Origin of the sequence: Streptomyces sp. NPDC088116, from assembly GCF_044741745.1 — a bacterium.
Taxonomy (GTDB): domain Bacteria; phylum Actinomycetota; class Actinomycetes; order Streptomycetales; family Streptomycetaceae; genus Streptomyces.
In genome coordinates, this window is the sequence record NZ_JBIUTF010000005.1 from 629,539 (window position 1) to 645,815 (window position 16,277).

The window sequence follows — 16,277 nt, forward strand, 5'->3', positions numbered from 1 at the left end:
CGACGACAGGCCCGTCACCCGCCCGGGTGGCGGGCCTGATCGTGTCAGCTCGTGGCGGATCGGGGCGGGCCGGGCTTGCCAGGGCCCTCCTGCTATGGGAGAGGATGGCAGGAACCGTACGAAGGGAAATACACGGTGAGCATCGACCCGTCCTCGATTCCGAATTTCGGGGGCCAGCCCCAACCGCAGGGTGCAGAACCGGCGGGCCCCGTCGTCCCTGACCAGGATCTGGTGAAGCAGCTCCTCGAACAGATGGAGCTGAAGTACGTCGTCGACGACGAGGGTGACCTCGCGGCGCCGTGGGAGGAATTCCGTACGTACTTCATGTTCCGTGGGGAGGAGGACCAGCAGGTCTTCTCGGTACGGACCTTCTACGACCGGCCGCACCCTGTCACCGACAAGTCCAAGATCCTGGACGCGATCGACGACTGGAACCGCCGCACGCTCTGGCCCAAGGTCTACAGCCACATCCACGAGGAGGGCGATGGTCCTCCCACCGTCCGGCTCATCGGCGAGGCCCAGATGCTGATCGGCATGGGTGTCAGCCTGGAGCACTTCGTGTCGTCGACGGTCAGCTGGGTGCGGGCGTCGATCGAGTTCGACAAGTGGCTCGTGGAGCAGCTCGAACTGGAGCCGGGGGACGAGAAGCCCGAGGAGGCCTGAGCCGTTCCTCCGGTGCGCGCCCGCGTCTCGTAACGGCGTGAGAGCCCGGCCGGCGCCGCGATCGATCATGATCGCGGCCCCTGGCCGGGCTTTTCGTACGGAAGAAAGAGGCGGGGTGCCGTCCCCTGCGCGGCACCCCGCCGGATCTGGGGAGTGTCAGCCCTTGGGGAAGGTCCAGACGTAGGGCTCGCCGTCCTCTTGCGACCAGTGGACCTGTATGTCCTTGGCCGCGGCGGGAACCTGGTACGTGGTGCACACGGTGTGGCTCTCGCCCGCCTTCCAGCTCTCGATGTCGTACAGGTCCTCGCACCCGGGCGCGTTCTCGGCGGTGATCTCGTACGTGACCTCGCCCTCCTCCTCCGCGACCTTCCCCGTGACGCTCTCGCCGGTGGCCACGTCGCCGCCTGAGGCTGCCTCGGCCTGTGACGTGGTGGCCGTCGGCGAGGCGTTCTTCGACGAGGGGGTGGGTTGCCCGGTGCTCCCGGTGCTCCCGGTGCTGTCGTCTCCGCCTCCGCACGCGCTGAGCGTGAGAGCCAGGAGGGCGGCGGGCACGGCCAGGGCGAGACGCGCGGGCTTGTGGTGCGGCAAGGACATGCTCCTGCTGTAGACGGGCCACCAGGGACGTTCACGTAGCTGTGTACGGTCGGCACGAAGCGGGCCGGCCGTACGCGGCGGGCCTGGCCGTGGGGGGTGCCGACGGTGAATCTCTGACGTGCCCAGATACTCATGCACCATCCGCCACGCTGTCAACAAATGGATACAGTGGAGGGTGCGGGTCGGGCCCCAGATGGGGTGATACCCCTACAGGCGGGGATCGGTGGCGCCGTCAGGAGCCTTCGGACTCGTCCGGCTTCCCGCGGTCGAGAATGCGCTTGCGGGCCACCAGGGCGTCGACGACCTCCACCAGGCCCTCCATTGACGGGGTGCCGTCGTCGGTGCGACGCAGTGAGACCTGCTCGCCGCCGAGCACCCGCAGGCCTTCGAGGACCGCGCCCGCGTGCAGCCCCTCCTTGACCTTCAGCAGGTGATCGGCGAGGGCGTCGCCCTCCGGCCTGGACAGGAAGCCGTGGGGCACGCCGTAACGCGTCTCCAGGGGGGAGCTGTACTCCGGGCGTGAGCTGCGCTTGCCGTTGACGAGGTGCCCGATGAGCGAGTGCGAGAGGTCGACCTCGTCACCGATCTCGCGGTAGCTCTCGCCGTCCGGCGAGTCCGGGTTCCGGCGCCGGAGCGCGTCCAGGCGCTGACCGACGAGCCGGCGGTAGAAGCCTTCGCGTGCCTTGTTCTCGCGGGGTGGCGGCTCGGGCTCGGCGCCGTCGAGGAGTTCCCGTACGCGAGCGGGTCCGATGCCGGTCTTCCGCGCGATGTCGCAGACGTCCAGGACGGGATCGCGGCCCTCGTAGCCCAGTCGCCAGGCGGCGGCGTCGACATCGCGCAGGAGCTGGGCGATGTCGGCTGCGGTTACCTCGCGAGGAACGTTCACCTGACGGTCTCCAGGGGCCATGACAGACGGGGTGCGGCGGCAGCGTATCCGGGCGGCACCAGCCGCGGCCAGAACTGTCGTCATTTGGTGACAGCTTACTGCTGATGATCGACGGGCCTGGCCTCCTCAGCAGGACCCTGGCACCGCGCTCCGACCCGGCGCCGCTCCCGGCGGCCTTGATACTGTCGCCCCGCAGTTCAGTCGGCGCGGCCTGTCACAACAGGGGAAACGGGGAGCGTGAAGGGGAGCGTGAAAGCGTGAAGCCGATGCACAGCCGCCTCCGGGCGCCCGGCCGGGCTCCGGCGAACCGCGCGGCCGTCCAGGCTCCGGCGAACCGCGCGGCCGTCCGAGGACTGACCGGCCCGTGACCACCACCGGCGCACCATCCCCACGCCGCGCCGGCCTCATCCGTCTCGCCGAGGCCACGGCCCGGGGCGGCGCGACCACCCGGCTCGGTACGGCCACCACCCGGCTCGGTACGGCCGTACGGGACCACCGCTCCCGTACCCGCGAACTGCGCGAGGCGCGCCGCTTCTTCCACGACGAGCTCCGTCTCGCCGCGGGGGCGAGCGTGCCCGAAGTGCTGGAGGCCATCTCCACCCTGCGTGGCCGTCGCGTCGAAAGTCTCCTGCTGCCCGGCCTGCCGCCCGACGTGAGCGGCATAGCCGTACCGGGTGAGAACGTCGACTACATCGGGCTCAGTGACCGCCTCAGCCGCCGCCACCACGCCCATGTCCTCCTGCACGAGGTGCGCCACCTGCGCCCCTCCTCCGGAGGCGACGCCGAAGCCGTCGCCGCGCACCAGCACTTCGACGGCGTGAGCCTCCAGGCCCTGCGCGACCAGATGTCCGCCCTGCCCGCCCGGGTCAGGGAGGAGATCCTCACCCGGCCCGCGAAGCTGCGCTCCACCTATGACGACCCCGAGGAGCGCGCCTGTGAGTGGTTCGCGCGGGTCGCGCTGCCGCTGCTCGACCTGAACCGGGACGGGCGCAGTGTCGGCTCCCTCACCACCGCGTTCAGCAACCGACGCTCGATATGACGAGCCTGCTCCTCACCCTGACCAACCTGGTCATCGCCGGGGTGACTCTCGGCCTCGGCACGGTCAAGGCCTTCGCCGCACGCCACGAACGCGAGTGGACCCTGACGCTGACGGCCTCGGTGCTCCTCTGCGCCGGGCTGATCTTCCTGCTCGCGACCCCGGTCGTGTACCGGACCGTCGGCACGGCGGTGCGCTCTCCCAACATCAGCTCGCTCCTGGTCCCCGTCCTCACCCTGGTCTGCGTCGCGCACGCCCACGCGCTGAGCCAGCTCTGGCAGCCGCACCGCAGCACGCCGGCCGCCCTGCGTTCGACGGCTCTGCGCTGGGGGCCCGTCTACGGCGGCGCCATCGTCGCCATGGCCGCGCTCTACGCGCACGCGGATCTGGGACCGGCGACTCCCCTCCGGTTCGCCGCCGTCTACGCCCGCGTGCCCGATGTCGTCGCGCTCCACCTGGTCTACTGGACCGCGCTGATCATCACCATCGTGGTCACCGTCCGGGAGTGCAGGTCCCTGTCGATCCCCGGGCGCCCGGCCCTCGCCGACGACCTCAGGTCGGCTCTGGGGTGGTTCGCCGTGGCCATCGGGCTCAACCTGGTGAACGTACCCCTCGCCGCCACCGCCATGATCGGCTCGGCCACCGGACAGCGCCGCCTCGACACCGTCGCCGCGAGCGCCTGGCTCGCCACCATCGCCAGTTGTGTCGCCGCGAACGTGGCCCTGGCCTCGGTCATGCTGCGCTCGCGGCGGGCCGAACGCCAGGACCAGCGGACGCTGAAGCCCTTGCTCGACCTGGTGTCCGGGGAATCCGACGCTTCCCAGGCCTCCAGGGCCTCCGCTCTCTGGCCGGGCCTGAACACGGCCCTCGACCTCGTCGCCGTCATGGCCGCGATCCACGACGGGGCCGGACGCCTCAGCCCCTGGTGGAGCCCCCTGCCCGCCCTGTTCGTCGACCGCCTCGCGGCCGATCAGCGGGACTGCGACGGCGCGGGACCGGGTGCCGGCTGGGACGTGACGGCCGCGCACGCCGCGGCCACCCTGTTGCACGCCGCGCAGGCCCGTGACGCCCTCCCGCCCGCGCTTCCCTCCCCTCACCGGCTCGCGCGGCTTCCGGGTAGCGATGTCGAGCCCCATGCCGAGCGACAGCATCTCGTGGCCGTCGCCCACCACCTGCACCATCCGCTCGTGATCGAGGCCGCCACGCTCGCGGGCGAGGCCCGCGCCGCCGCCGCGTCCGACCGGACCGGCGCCGTTTCCGAGGCTGCGGAGGGGGACGGCTGAAGGGATGACTGACGACCGTCAGCCGCTCGGACCCGGTCGGCGGCGGGCCGGGTCCGAGCGGCTGACGGGCCGGGGCTCATTCCCGCAGTTCGGACAGCCTGTTGATCGCTTCTTCCAGCACATCGGTCCGCTTGCAGAACGCGAAGCGTACGAAGGGCGCCCCCTGGTCGCGGTGGTCGTAGAAGACCGCGTTGGGTACGGCCACGACCCCGCACCTTTCCGGCAGGGCGCGGCAGAAGGCGAAGCCGTCGCTCTCGCCCAGGGGGCGGATGTCGGTGGTCACGAAGTAGGTGCCGGCCGGGCGGTAGACATCGAAGCCGGCCGCCGTCAGGCCCGTGGAGAGCAGGTCGCGTTTGGCGCGCAGGTCGGCGCGGAGGTTCTCGAAGTAGCTGTCGGGCAGGCGCAGTGCCTCGGCGATCGCGTACTGGAAGGGGCCCGAGGAAACGTACGTCAGGAACTGTTTGGCGGAGCGCACCGCCGCCACCAGTTCCGGGGTCCCGGTCGCCCAGCCCACCTTCCAGCCCGTGAACGAGAAGGTCTTCCCCGCCGAGCCGATCGTCAGGGTCCGTTCGCGCATCCCCGGGAACGACGCGATCGGCAGGTGCTCGCCGTCGAAGACCAGGTGTTCGTACACCTCGTCCGTGACGACCAGCAGATCGCGTTCGACGGCCAGGTCCGCGACGGCGGCCAGTTCCTCGCGGGTGAGGACCGTGCCGGTCGGGTTGTGCGGGGTGTTGAGCAGGATCAGCCGGGTGCGGTCGGTGACGGCGTCGCGCAGTTCGTCCAGGTCCAGGTGGTACGCGCCGTCCCGGGGCCGGAGGGTGACCGGGACGCGGGTGGCGCCCGCCAGGCCGATGCAGGCGGCGTACGAGTCGTAATACGGCTCGAGCGCGATCACCTCGTCGCCGGGCTCGACCAGGGCGAGCAGCGCGGCGGCGATCGCCTCGGTGGCGCCCGCCGTGACCAGGACCTCGGTGTCGGGGTCGTACGTCAGGTCGTACCGCTTCAGCTGGTGCTCGGCGATCGCGGTGCGCAGTTCGGGGATGCCGGGGCCCGGTGGGTACTGGTTGCCGCGTCCGTCGCGCAGCGCCCGTACCGCCGCTTCTCTGACCTCCTCGGGGCCGTCGGTGTCGGGGAATCCCTGGCCGAGGTTGATCGCCCCGGTTTTGAGGGCGAGCGCCGACATCTCCGCGAAGATCGTCGTACCGAACTCCCCGAGGCGGCGGTTGAGCAGCGGGCGTGAGCCTGGTTCGCGTGCGGTCATGTCGGCCATCCTGCGCCGAACCTCTGGACTTGCTCAAGTCGCCTTTGGGGTCGTGGCCGGGAGGGGACATTCACGTCACGCGAGAGGCGACGACGCGGTACGGCGACGGAGTACGGCAAAGCGGTACGGCAAAAGCGGTACGGCGGGGCGCAACCTCTCGGCCGGTGCGCGACGTCCAAGGCGGTACGCGGAAGACGGCGCGGCAGGCAGGTCCACGCGGAGCCGGACGCGCGAGAACGCGAGGGTTCCGCCTCGGGGGAGACAGAAGGACGGTGAGGACAGTGGCAGGACTCGTAGTGGTCGTACTGGTCGTGGTCGCGTTCGTCGGGCTCGTGGTGAGCATGGTGAACGGGCGCAACGGCGCGGGCGTCAAGGCCCGCAAGGCGGCCGGGCGCCGTGGTGCGTCGAGCCCCTCGCTGAAGAAGAAGGGTGCCAAGGGCAAGTCGTCCAAAGGCAGTTGGTGGGCCGGTGGCGGCGCGGCCGGTGGTGTCGGCGGTTCGTCCTGCGGCGGCAGCTCCTCTTCCTGCGGCGGCGGTTCGTCGTGCGGTGGAGGCAGCTCGTCGTGCGGTGGCGGCGGCGGGGGCTGTGGTGGTGGCGGAGGCTGACACGGGGCAGCTGGTCCGCGGCGGCCGACAGTGCGCCGACGATGCCCGGTGGGGAGCGAAATCCCACCGGGCATCTTCATGTTGACTATGTTCCTGACCGTGTCCGACGGCATTTGTTGAACATTTGAACTGTTTGGCCCCCGAGGGGATGGAAACCCCTCCAAGTTGGGTAAAAACGCTGTGAGCGTCGCGTAGTTCATGATTCCCTCGCTGTTGAGAGCTTCCAGCCCTCGGGCCTCCTTCGGCACCGAGCAGGCGATCTCCCCCCACAAGTTCCCTCGCTCATCGTCCGGGACGTCCCCGGTCCACCCGTCAAGCGTGTTTGCGGAGCCGACCCATGCTCACCACTCTCCATACCGCCTACACCGACTCCCGTGCAGCCGATCTGGCCTGGGCCCTGGGCAGGGAGCCGCTCCCCGCTCTGGCCGTCCTCGATCTCGATCTCGACGGTGCCGCGGTCCAGTTACGACTGCTCGGCGCCTCCCATCAAGTACTTCTGGAGGACGAGCGGGGCGCCTGCTCCGAGACCGTCGCCTGTATCCCGGGCAGCAGTACGCCGCTGCCGCTCGGTGTCTCCACGCGCCTGGGGGAGCGTGAGTACGAATTCGCCGCGCGCGTCGAAACGCTCTCGCACGGCTCGTTCGCGGGGCGCGCGCAGGAGTTGCTCGCGCTGGTCGCCGACCATCCGAACGGGCTGGCCGGCATCTTCCCCGGCATCCCGAACGCCTTCACCGCGATGCTCGCGCAGCGTGACGAGGATCAGGTGCGGTGGCGCACCTGGCACGCGTATCCACAGGAGGGTCAGCTCGTCGTCACGCGGACGAGGATCGGGGCCCGCACTCCCGCCGTGCTGTAGCGCACCCGCGTTTCCGCCGGGGCGGTAGTTACACCCGTGTGGGTGACAAACCGCAATCAGTTCGTGACGTAGCGTTACACGGGTGATCGAACAGTCCGTGCCCTCGCTGTCCCCGGGTGAGACGCGGCTGCCCGTGCGCCCCGGCGCGGGGCGTTTTCTGATCCTCGCCGTGGTCTTCATCTGCGCCGCCTGCGGACTGGTGTACGAGCTGGAGCTGGTCGCGCTCGCCTCGTATCTGATCGGGGACTCCGTCACCCAGGCGTCCGTCGTCCTGTCGGTGATGGTCTTCGCGATGGGCGTCGGCTCGCTGCTCGCCAAGCGGCTGCGCTGCCGGGCGGCGTTCGGCTTCGGGCTGCTGGAGGCGGCGCTGGCGCTGCTGGGCGGCAGTTCGGCGCTCGTGCTGTACGCGAGCTTCGTGTGGATGGGCGAGTCGCGCTATGTGCTCGTCGGCTTCTCGCTGGGCATCGGCATCCTCATCGGTGCCGAGATCCCCTTGCTGATGACGCTCATCCAGCGGGTCTCCCGGCAGGATGCGGAGGGGACGGTCGCGGATCTGTTCGCCGCCGACTACGTGGGCGCGCTCGTCGGCGGGCTCGCCTTCCCGTTCCTGCTGCTGCCCTGGCTCGGGCAGCTCACGGGCGCGCTGCTGACGGGCGCGGTCAACGCGGTGGCGGGCGGGGCACTGGTCCTGTGGGTCTTCGGGCGCGATCTGACGCGCCGCTCGCGCTGGGTGCTGCTGACGGTCAACGTTCTGGTGCTGACGGTGCTGGCCACCGCGGCGGTCCTGGTCGACGACTTCGAGCGGGTGGCGCGGCGGGCGGTGTACGGGGACCAGGTGCGGGTCGCCCTCAGCACGGCCGAGCAGGAAGTCGTGGTCACGGGAGACCGGGACGGGCCGCTGGAGCTGTATCTGGACGGGCGGCTGCGGGTCAGCGCGCGGGACGAGTACCGCTACCACGAGGCGCTGGTGCATCCCGCGATGCGAGGGCCGCACGCGCGCGTGCTGATCCTGGGCGGGGGAGACGGGCTGGCCGCGCGCGAGGTCCTGCGGTACGGGGACGTCCGCTCGGTCACCGTCGTCGACCTGGACCCGGAGTTCGTGCGGCTCGCCCGTACGGACCCGGCGCTGGCCGCGCTGAACGGGCATGTGTACGACGATCCGCGGATGCGCACGGTGGCCGCGGACGCGTTCACCTGGCTGCGCGGCGCGCAGGGCGTGCACGAGGGGGCGTACGACGTGGTCGTGTCGGATCTGCCGAACCCCGGCATCACACCCAGCACGAAGCTGTACTCCGAGGAGTTCTACGGCCTGGCCACGCGGGTCCTCGCGGACGGCGGACGGCTGGCCGTGCACGCCGGGTCGCCGATGGCCGAGCCGCATCTGTACTGGACGGTCGACGCGACGCTGCGCGCGGCCGGGTTCAGCACCAGCCCGTACCGCGCGACGGGGCGGCCCTCCGGCTTCGCCGCGGGCCCCGACCGCGTGACGGGCGGCAAACCGGCCGTCCGCGACTGGGGGTTCGAGCTGGCGGGCCTGGGCACGCGTCCCCGGCTCGGCCTGGCGGCCGACGCACCGAGACTGCGGTCGTTGGCGATGCCGACGCTGTTGGCGGGGGTGCGGGGGGTGGAGGGGACACGGATGAAGGGCTTGCCGGCGTCGACGTTGATGCACCCGCGGTACGGGGGGTAGCGGCGGCACCGTACGGCCGGCCGCGGACAACGGAGGCCCGAGGACGGGTCGTACACGGGGAGAACTGAGTAGGCTCGGGTCCATGGAGCATGAGGTGTTCGTTCCGGTTACGGCAGAGGCGCTCCGGCGGACGTTGCGGGATCCCGTCCGGGTGGCCCGTTGTGTCCCGGGGCTTCAACAGGACGCGGACGGGGCGGCGGGGCCGTCGGCCGGGCGGCTCAGGATCCGCGTCGGGGGGCACACGATCACCTACCGCGGCTCGCTGACCCTGACAGAGCGGGACGGTGTGTTCACCGCGGAGGGAGAGGGCGCGGAGGTCCGCGGCACCGGTTCCGTCAAGGTGACGCTCGCCGTACGGCTGGCCCAGGCACCGGGCGGCACGATGCTCACCTTCACCGGGGGATCGCACGCGGAGGGCCGCCTGGCGGAGTTCCCGGCCGAGACGACCGTGGCCGCCGCGCACCGTCTGCTGGACCGTCTGGTCGTGCGCCTGGGTGAGGAGTCGGCCGGGCCGGGCCCCGCGCCTTCGGAGCGGCCGGATCCCCCGGCGGACGTGGACGCGCAGGCGCACGGGTCCGGGGACGCGGACGCGCCGGGAGACGTGAGTGTCGGTGACGACTCCGCGGACGACACCGGCATGGACTTCGATTCCGATGTCGATTCCGATGTCGAGCCCGGTGCCGAGGCCGCCTCCGCCGATGCGGGGACCGTCTCCGGCGAGGGGGACTTCCTCGTACCCGACGAGCCGCCCGCCGAGGCCGCGCACGCCCGGCGGACCATGATCGGGCGCAGCGCCGAGGAGGTCGATCACGCGCCCCCGCGCGGGCGTTACGCGCCCGTACCCGCGCCCGACGCGGCCGGCACCCGGGCCACGCTCCGCTGGGTCGCGCCCGCCGCCGCGCTCGCGCTCGCCTCCGCCGTGGTGGTCGGGCGCGCACTGCGGCGCCGCAAGTAGTGTCGGGGTGTGAGTAGCAGCGAGAAGAGCATCCAGCTGGCGGCGGGCGACGCCGAGTTGACCATCACTCCGGCGAACGGCTGCCGGATCAGCAGTCTGCGCATCGGCGGGACCGAACTGCTGCGCCAGGGCGAGCGGTACGGCTGTTTCCCGATGGTGCCGTGGTGCGGCCGGATCGAACACGGTCAATTCCGCAACGGCGGAGCGGTCCAGCAGATGCCGCTCAACTCTCCGCCGCACGCGATCCACGGCACCGGCCGGGACACGGCCTGGCGTATCGCGCGGGCCGGCGAGAGCGAGGCGGCGTTCACGTACGACCTGGTCGAGCCCTGGCCGTACAGCGGGCGGGTCACCCAGACCTTCCAGCTGACCGAGGACTCGCTGACGCTGGCGCTCGGGGTGGAGACGTACGACTCGTCGTTCCCGGCACAGGCCGGCTGGCACCCCTGGTTCCTGCGGAGTCTGGGGGAGGGGAAGAGCGAGGTGAGCATCGACTTCGCCGCCGCCTGGCAGGAGGAGCGCGGGGACGATCATCTGCCCACCGGGCGCCGTATCCCGCCGCTCCCCGGTCCCTGGGACGACTGCTTCGGCATGCCCGACGGCGTCGATGTCACCCTGACCTGGCCGGGGCAGCTGGAGCTGAAGGTCGCCAGCCGGGCCGGGTGGGCGGTGATCTACGACGAGCAGGCCGAGGCGGTCTGTGTGGAGCCGCAGTCCGGCCCGCCCAACGGGCTCAACACCCTGCCGCACCTGGTCACCCCCGTGGAGCCGCTGGAGATCGCGACGACCTGGACCTGGCAGCGGCTGTGAGGACACCGCATAAGCTCGGGGGCATGACTGACGTACGGGCTGAGCTGCTCCAGCTGATCAAGGACAAGGCCGTGGTGCACGGCAAGGTGACTCTTTCCTCGGGGCTCGAGGCCGACTGGTACATCGACCTGCGCCGGATCACGCTGGACGGTCATGCCGCGCCGCTGGTCGGGCAGGTCATGCTCGACACCACCGCCGAGCTGGACTTCGACTGTGTGGGCGGGCTGACGCTGGGCGCCGACCCGGTGGCGACCTCGATGCTGCACGCCTCGGCGGCGCGCGGGAAGCGGCTCGACGCGTTCGTCGTCCGCAAGGCGCAGAAGGCGCACGGGATGCAGCGCCGGATCGAGGGCACGGATGTGAAGGGCCGCCGCTGTCTGGTGGTGGAGGACACCTCGACCACGGGCGGTTCGCCGCTGACGGCCGTCGAGGCGGTACGCGAGGCCGGAGGCGAGGTCGTCGCCGTCGCGGTGATCGTCGAGCGGGGCGCGGCTCCGGCCGTCGAGGCGGCCGGGCTCCCGTACGTGAAGGTCTACGCACTGGACGAGCTGGGCCTGGCCTGACCGGGTCCGACCAGGTCTGATCACCTGGCCTGACCAGGTCTGACCAGGGATTTCGCCGGGGGCTGGGCTGTTTCACGTGAAACGGCCCAGCCCCCGCTGCCGGGCAGGCCGGTGCTCCAGGTGGAGCCCGTGAAGGAGTCTGGAAGGATGGGTGCGACGACGCCGTCGCACCCAGGTCAGGGACAAGCACCTCACACCCGTACATCACAAGGAGCGGCCTGATGCCCATCGCAACCCCCGAGGTCTACGCCGAGATGCTCGACCGGGCGAAGGCAGGGAAGTTCGCCTACCCGGCCATCAACGTGACCTCGTCCCAGACTCTGCACGCCGCACTGCGCGGTTTCGCGGAGGCCGAGAGCGACGGCATCATCCAGATGTCCACCGGTGGTGCCGAGTTCCTGGGCGGTCAGTACAACAAGGACATGGTGAGCGGCGCGGTGGCGCTCGCCGAGTTCGCGCACATCGTCGCGGCCAAGTACGACATCAATGTCGCGCTGCACACCGACCACTGCCCCAAGGACAAGCTCGACGGCTATGTCCGTCCGCTGCTCGACATCTCCGCCGAGCGCGTCCGGGACGGCCGTAACCCGCTCTTCCAGTCGCACATGTGGGACGGTTCCGCCGAGACCCTGGCCGACAACCTGGCCATCGGCGAGGAGCTGCTCGCGCAGGCCGCCGCCGCCAAGATCATTCTTGAGGTCGAGATCACCCCGACCGGCGGCGAGGAGGACGGCGTCACCCACGAGATCAACGACGAGCTGTACACCACGGTGGACGACGCGCTGCGTACCGCCGAGGCGCTCGGCCTGGGCGAGAAGGGCCGCTACCTGCTGGCCGCCTCGTTCGGCAATGTGCACGGCGTGTACAAGCCGGGCAACGTGGTGCTCCGCCCCGAGCTGCTCAAGGACCTCCAGGCGGGTGTCAGCGCCAAGTACGGCAAGCCCGCCGGCAGCCAGCCCTTCGACTTCGTCTTCCACGGCGGCTCCGGCTCCACGGCCGAGGAGATCGCCACCGCGCTGGAGAACGGCGTCGTGAAGATGAACCTCGACACCGACACCCAGTACGCCTTCACGCGCCCTGTCGCGGACCACATGCTCCGTAACTACGACGGTGTGCTGAAGGTCGACGGCGAGGTCGGCTCCAAGAAGACCTACGACCCGCGCACCTGGGGCAAGGCGGCCGAGGCGGGCATGGCCAAGCGGGTGACCGAGGCGTGCGGCGCGCTGCGCTCCACGGGCACCAAGCTCAAGTAGGCGAGCCCGCTTGTAGGCCTGTAGGCCTGTAGGCCCGCGGGCCGGTACGCCGGGCCCGGTATCCGTCGACGGTTTTCCGTACGACGGTGCCGGGCCCGTGCCATGCCCGGCTGTTGTCGCGTTCGCCGGGTCGCCCTCCCGCTCCGGGGCGAGGATGATCCCCGTATGGACATCAGGCTGTCCTCGGCCAAGGGACGCTGGATCATCTTCACGACGGTGCTCGGTTCCAGCATGGCCCTGCTGGACTCGACCGTCGTCAATGTCGCGCTGCCCCATATCGGGGACTCGCTCAACGCCGACCTCGCGGCTCTTCAATGGATCGTCAACGCCTACACGCTCACGCTGGCCGCACTGATCCTGCTCGGCGGTTCGCTCGGTGACCGGTACGGACGGCGGAAGATCTTCGTCCTCGGGGTGATCTGGTTCGCGTGCGGTTCGCTGATGTGCGGGTTCGCGCCGAACGCCGTGGTGCTGATCCTCGCGCGGGCGTTGCAGGGCGTGGGCGGGGCGCTGCTGGTGCCGGGCTCGCTCGCGATCATCCAGGCGAGCTTCCGTCCGGAAGACCGGGCTCGGGCCGTCGGGCTGTGGTCGGGGCTCGGCGGGGTCGGCGCGGCGGTGGGTCCGTTCCTGGGCGGCTGGCTGGTCGACGGTCCCGGCTGGCGCTGGGTGTTCCTGCTGAATGTGCCGCTGGCCGCCATCTGCGCGCCGGTGGCGCTGCGGCACGCACCGGAGACCAGGGACCCGGCGGCGCACGGCCGGTTCGACGTCCTGGGCGCGGTGCTCGGTGCGGCGGGGCTGGCCCTGGTCACGTACGCGCTGATCGGCAAGGCCCTGTGGGCGGGGATCGCGGGTGTGCTGATCGCCGTGGTCTTCGTCCAGGTCGAGCGGCGGCGTTCCGATCCGATGGTGCCGCCGTCCATCTTCACGTCCCGGCAGTTCACCTCGGTGAACGCGGTGACGCTGTGCGTGTACGCGGCGTTCGGCGGCTTCTTCTTCCTCGCCGCGCTCCAGCTCCAGGTCGTCGTCGGGTACTCGGCGCTGGGCGCGGGGGCGGCCCTGTTGCCGACGACCGTGCTGATGCTGCTGCTCTCCGCCCGGTCCGGCGCGCTGGCGCAGCGGATCGGGCCGCGTATCCCGCTCACCGTGGGCCCCCTGCTGTGCGCCGCGGGCATGATGCTGATGCTGCGGGTGGGCGAGCACGCCTCGTACCTCGTGGATGTGCTGCCCGCGCTGGTGGTGATGGGGATGGGCATGGTGACCCTGGTGGCGCCGCTGACGGCGACGGTCCTCGCCTCGGTGGCGACCGCGAAGGCGGGTCTGGCCAGCGGCATCAACAACGCGGTGGCCCGCGCTGCCGGCCTGCTCGCGGTGGCCGCGCTGCCCCTGCTGGCCGGCACGGGCCCGGAGGCGTACCACTCGGCGACGCAATTCGGCGATACCTTCCGGCGCGCGATGCCGCTGTGCGCGGGGGTGCTGGTGGTGGGCGCGGTGATCGCGTTCGCGACGGTGCGTACGCCCTTGCTGAAGGCGGCGTCGAGCGCGCCCGAGTGCCGGGTGAACTGCGGGCTGTCGGCACCGCCCCTGGAGCCGAGGAGAGTGGTGAAACCCACGGACCGTCCGGTGGCGGAAGGGGATTCGGGGACGTTGTGAGTGGCCGGACCGGGCGACCGGTTGATTCGTTCACGCTGGGTGCGGTACGAGGCCGATGGCCGGGGCTGTACGGGATCGACAACCGGTCGGACGTGGCCGGTGGCCGGGGCTGTACGGGACCGACAACCGGTCGGACGTGGCCGGTGGTCGGGGCTGTACGGGATCGACAACCGGTCCGGGACGTGGCCGGAGGCCGGTGCGGGACGGGCTCCGCGGGGTTCGCGCCCGGGTCCGCGCGGGCCCGGTGACCGAGCGGCCTCCGGGCGGGTGACGGAGCGGCGCCCGGGTGGGGCGGGGGCAGGGCAGACTGTACGTATGGCCATCCACGAAAACCTCCTCGGGGGACCGCCCCCCACCCAGTTGCCCGACGACCCCGAGCCGCGTGAGCTGCTCGCGAACGGGACGGCGCCCGCCGACGTCGCCGCGAAGTACCCGACCTCCTCGCTGGCCTGGGCACAGCTCGCCGATGGCGCGTACGAGAACGGGCGGGTCGTCGAGTCGTACGCGTACGCCAGGACCGGTTACCACCGCGGGCTCGACGCCCTGCGGCGCAGCGGCTGGAAGGGCCACGGCCCGGTGCCGTGGGAGCACGAGCCCAACCGTGGCTTCCTGCGCGCCCTGCACGCGCTCGCCCGCGCCGCGCAGTCGATCGGTGAGCAGGAGGAGTACGAGCGCTGCGCGGCGTTCCTGCGCGACTCCTCCCCGCAGGCGGCGGACACGCTCGGCTGAGCCGGCACCTGCCGCGGGGAGCGTGCCGCGCTCCCCGCTGTCCGATCCCGGCCGGTCCAACTGGCCGGAGCCGCCCGACTGGTTGAGTCGGCTGCTTGCTTGAAAGAGGAACCATTCGAAGGCCCCGCCCGTCTGCCAGGGCGCGGGCCTTCGTTCGTTCATGCGTGCGATCGCGCGGGCTGCGGAACGGCTGCCCGTTTCCGTACAGCAGTCGTATCTGTCCGTCACTCCGGCACAGAGGCTTCCCACTCGCCTCTCCCCAGCAAGGAACGCCGGTCCCACCAGGGGAGAAGTCCGTTTTGGGTAAGCGCGCCGCCGTACGCCGCCGAGTCACCGGAACGTGCCGGGCCACCGGCACCAGCGGAAACAGCCGGTACGGCGGAGCGGGCAGAAGCACCGGCGGAGGCCGCCGTCGCAGAGCCACGCCCCTCGTCCTGGCCGGGCTCGCCCTCGTCGTGGGGATCGTCTGCGGTGGGGTCGCCGTCGCCGCCTGGCAGGGCGGCAGGGCGGACACCGGTACCTCCACGAAGGACGAGGCCGCCGCCGAGCCCGTCGTCCCCACCGGGACGGCTGCCGCGGAGCGCCTGTCCTCCCCGACCACGAGCCCTTCCGCCTCCCCCGAGCCGAGCCCCTCCGACTCCGCTTCCGCCCCCGGCTCCGCCCCCTCCGCCTCCTCGTCGGCCGATGTCCCCGCCTCGGGCCCCGGCACCTTCACCACCGCCCAGGCGCAGGGCGCCAAGGCCGGCTCGGGGCCGCTGCGCCGCTACCGGGTACAGGTCGAGGACGGGATCGACGTCTCCGCGTCGGGGGCGGCCACCGAGATCCAGCGGATCCTCGCCCACCCGCGCGGCTGGGCCGCGCACGGCCGTGGCTCCTTCCAACTGGTCTCCTCGAACGCAGACTTCGTCATCCGCATAGCCACCCCGGCCACCGCCGACAAGCTCTGCCTCGCTCAGGGGCTCGACACGGGCGGCGAGCTGAACTGCGAGACCACCGACGGCGTGGTGGTCAATCTGCGGCGCTGGCTGCTGGGGTCGCCGACGTTCGACGGGCCGCCCGCCGACTACCGGCATCTGATCATCAACCACGAGGTCGGCCATGAGATCGGCATCCGGCAGCACCTGGGCTGTGCCGGTCCCGGCAGGCTCGCGCCGGTGATGATGCAGCAGATCAAGGGCCTCGACGGCTGCCGGGCCAACGCCTGGCCGTACGACGAGGACGGGGAATACGTCACGGGTCCCCCGGCGTGACCCAGGGCCTCTCGTTTGGATCTTGCCGGGCTCGCGTGCCCTGGCACCGCGCCTCGCCGCGTTGTCGTCACTGCACGACGCTCCACGACGCTCCACGACGCTCCACGACGCTCCACGACGCTCCACGACGCTCCACGACGCTCCACGACGCTCCGCGTCGCCTCGCTCCTCCGCCTTGCGATCCACGGCA

General features: G+C 71.3%; 16 protein-coding genes. 13 read left to right on the plus strand and 3 right to left on the minus strand.

Annotated elements, in window-relative coordinates; translation table 11 throughout:
* Nucleotides 1–135: 135 nt before the first annotated feature.
* Nucleotides 136–663, plus strand: coding sequence for a YbjN domain-containing protein (locus tag ACIOJD_RS23330; protein ID WP_401916813.1), 528 nt, complete (start codon nt 136–138; stop codon nt 661–663).
* 156 nt (nt 664–819) lie between these two features.
* Here ACIOJD_RS23330 and ACIOJD_RS23335 read toward each other — a convergent pair whose 3' ends face one another.
* Together ACIOJD_RS23335 and ACIOJD_RS23340 are read right to left on the minus strand one after the other, a co-directional pair.
* On the minus strand, nt 820–1,257 hold the full coding sequence (locus tag ACIOJD_RS23335; RefSeq protein WP_401916816.1) for a hypothetical protein: 438 nt from the start codon (nt 1,255–1,257) through the stop codon (nt 820–822).
* A gap of 232 nt (nt 1,258–1,489) precedes the next feature.
* Nucleotides 1,490–2,143, minus strand: a complete 654-nt coding sequence (locus ACIOJD_RS23340) for a hypothetical protein (RefSeq protein WP_401916819.1) — start codon at nt 2,141–2,143, stop codon at nt 1,490–1,492.
* Between the two features lie 364 nt (nt 2,144–2,507).
* On the opposite strand from ACIOJD_RS23340, the gene ACIOJD_RS23345 reads away from it, so the two are divergent.
* Nucleotides 2,508–3,182, plus strand: a complete 675-nt coding sequence (locus ACIOJD_RS23345) for a hypothetical protein (RefSeq protein ID WP_401916822.1) — start codon at nt 2,508–2,510, stop codon at nt 3,180–3,182.
* The gene (locus tag ACIOJD_RS23350; protein ID WP_401916825.1) at nt 3,179–4,462 is read left to right on the plus strand and encodes a hypothetical protein; all 1,284 of its coding nucleotides are present in this window, start codon (nt 3,179–3,181) and stop codon (nt 4,460–4,462) included. Before ACIOJD_RS23345 ends, ACIOJD_RS23350 begins: the two co-directional genes overlap by 4 nt.
* A gap of 76 nt (nt 4,463–4,538) precedes the next feature.
* Here ACIOJD_RS23350 and ACIOJD_RS23355 read toward each other — a convergent pair whose 3' ends face one another.
* On the minus strand, nt 4,539–5,726 hold the full coding sequence (locus ACIOJD_RS23355) for a pyridoxal phosphate-dependent aminotransferase (protein WP_401916828.1): 1,188 nt from the start codon (nt 5,724–5,726) through the stop codon (nt 4,539–4,541).
* 281 nt (nt 5,727–6,007) lie between these two features.
* On the opposite strand from ACIOJD_RS23355, the gene ACIOJD_RS23360 reads away from it, so the two are divergent.
* The 10 genes from ACIOJD_RS23360 to ACIOJD_RS23405 all read left to right on the plus strand — a co-directional run bounded on the left by ACIOJD_RS23360 (nt 6,008) and on the right by ACIOJD_RS23405 (nt 16,087).
* The gene (locus ACIOJD_RS23360) at nt 6,008–6,331 is read left to right on the plus strand and encodes a hypothetical protein (protein ID WP_401916831.1); all 324 of its coding nucleotides are present in this window, start codon (nt 6,008–6,010) and stop codon (nt 6,329–6,331) included.
* A 337-nt stretch (nt 6,332–6,668) separates the two neighbouring features.
* On the plus strand, nt 6,669–7,187 hold the full coding sequence (locus tag ACIOJD_RS23365) for a DUF2617 family protein (protein ID WP_401916833.1): 519 nt from the start codon (nt 6,669–6,671) through the stop codon (nt 7,185–7,187).
* Between the two features lie 82 nt (nt 7,188–7,269).
* Nucleotides 7,270–8,877 (plus strand): polyamine aminopropyltransferase, encoded by a 1,608-nt coding sequence (locus ACIOJD_RS23370; protein WP_401916836.1) that lies wholly within the window; start codon nt 7,270–7,272, stop codon nt 8,875–8,877.
* Nucleotides 8,878–8,959: 82 nt separating this feature from the next.
* Nucleotides 8,960–9,832 carry an SRPBCC domain-containing protein gene (locus tag ACIOJD_RS23375; RefSeq protein WP_401916838.1) on the plus strand — a complete coding sequence of 291 codons (873 nt, stop codon included), beginning with the start codon at nt 8,960–8,962 and terminating at the stop codon, nt 9,830–9,832.
* Nucleotides 9,833–9,841: 9 nt separating this feature from the next.
* Nucleotides 9,842–10,642 (plus strand): aldose 1-epimerase, encoded by an 801-nt coding sequence (locus tag ACIOJD_RS23380; protein ID WP_401916841.1) that lies wholly within the window; start codon nt 9,842–9,844, stop codon nt 10,640–10,642.
* 23 nt (nt 10,643–10,665) lie between these two features.
* Nucleotides 10,666–11,205, plus strand: a complete 540-nt coding sequence (gene pyrE, locus ACIOJD_RS23385) for an orotate phosphoribosyltransferase (RefSeq protein ID WP_401916842.1) — start codon at nt 10,666–10,668, stop codon at nt 11,203–11,205.
* Between the two features lie 221 nt (nt 11,206–11,426).
* Nucleotides 11,427–12,458, plus strand: a complete 1,032-nt coding sequence (fbaA, locus tag ACIOJD_RS23390; RefSeq protein ID WP_401916845.1) for a class II fructose-bisphosphate aldolase — start codon at nt 11,427–11,429, stop codon at nt 12,456–12,458.
* Between the two features lie 165 nt (nt 12,459–12,623).
* Nucleotides 12,624–14,108, plus strand: coding sequence for an MFS transporter (locus tag ACIOJD_RS23395; RefSeq protein ID WP_401916848.1), 1,485 nt, complete (start codon nt 12,624–12,626; stop codon nt 14,106–14,108).
* Between the two features lie 315 nt (nt 14,109–14,423).
* Nucleotides 14,424–14,837: a DUF3151 domain-containing protein gene (locus ACIOJD_RS23400; protein WP_401916851.1), complete on the plus strand. Its 414-nt coding sequence runs from the start codon at nt 14,424–14,426 to the stop codon at nt 14,835–14,837.
* A gap of 299 nt (nt 14,838–15,136) precedes the next feature.
* The gene (locus tag ACIOJD_RS23405; protein ID WP_401916854.1) at nt 15,137–16,087 is read left to right on the plus strand and encodes a DUF3152 domain-containing protein; all 951 of its coding nucleotides are present in this window, start codon (nt 15,137–15,139) and stop codon (nt 16,085–16,087) included.
* Nucleotides 16,088–16,277: the final 190 nt, after the last annotated feature.

Bases quoted from the DNA above. Each gene is read 5' to 3' on its own strand.
- ACIOJD_RS23335 (WP_401916816.1), bottom strand. From the start codon at position 1,257: ATGTCCTTGCCGCACCACAAGCCCGCGCGTCTCGCCCTGGCCGTGCCC.
- ACIOJD_RS23350 (WP_401916825.1), top strand. From the start codon at position 3,179: ATGACGAGCCTGCTCCTCACCCTGACCAACCTGGTCATCGCCGGGGTG.
- ACIOJD_RS23355 (WP_401916828.1), bottom strand. From the start codon at position 5,726: ATGACCGCACGCGAACCAGGCTCACGCCCGCTGCTCAACCGCCGCCTC.
- ACIOJD_RS23365 (WP_401916833.1), top strand. From the start codon at position 6,669: ATGCTCACCACTCTCCATACCGCCTACACCGACTCCCGTGCAGCCGAT.
- ACIOJD_RS23375 (WP_401916838.1), top strand. From the start codon at position 8,960: ATGGAGCATGAGGTGTTCGTTCCGGTTACGGCAGAGGCGCTCCGGCGG.
- pyrE (WP_401916842.1), top strand. From the start codon at position 10,666: ATGACTGACGTACGGGCTGAGCTGCTCCAGCTGATCAAGGACAAGGCC.
- fbaA (WP_401916845.1), top strand. From the start codon at position 11,427: ATGCCCATCGCAACCCCCGAGGTCTACGCCGAGATGCTCGACCGGGCG.
- ACIOJD_RS23395 (WP_401916848.1), top strand. From the start codon at position 12,624: ATGGACATCAGGCTGTCCTCGGCCAAGGGACGCTGGATCATCTTCACG.
- ACIOJD_RS23400 (WP_401916851.1), top strand. From the start codon at position 14,424: ATGGCCATCCACGAAAACCTCCTCGGGGGACCGCCCCCCACCCAGTTG.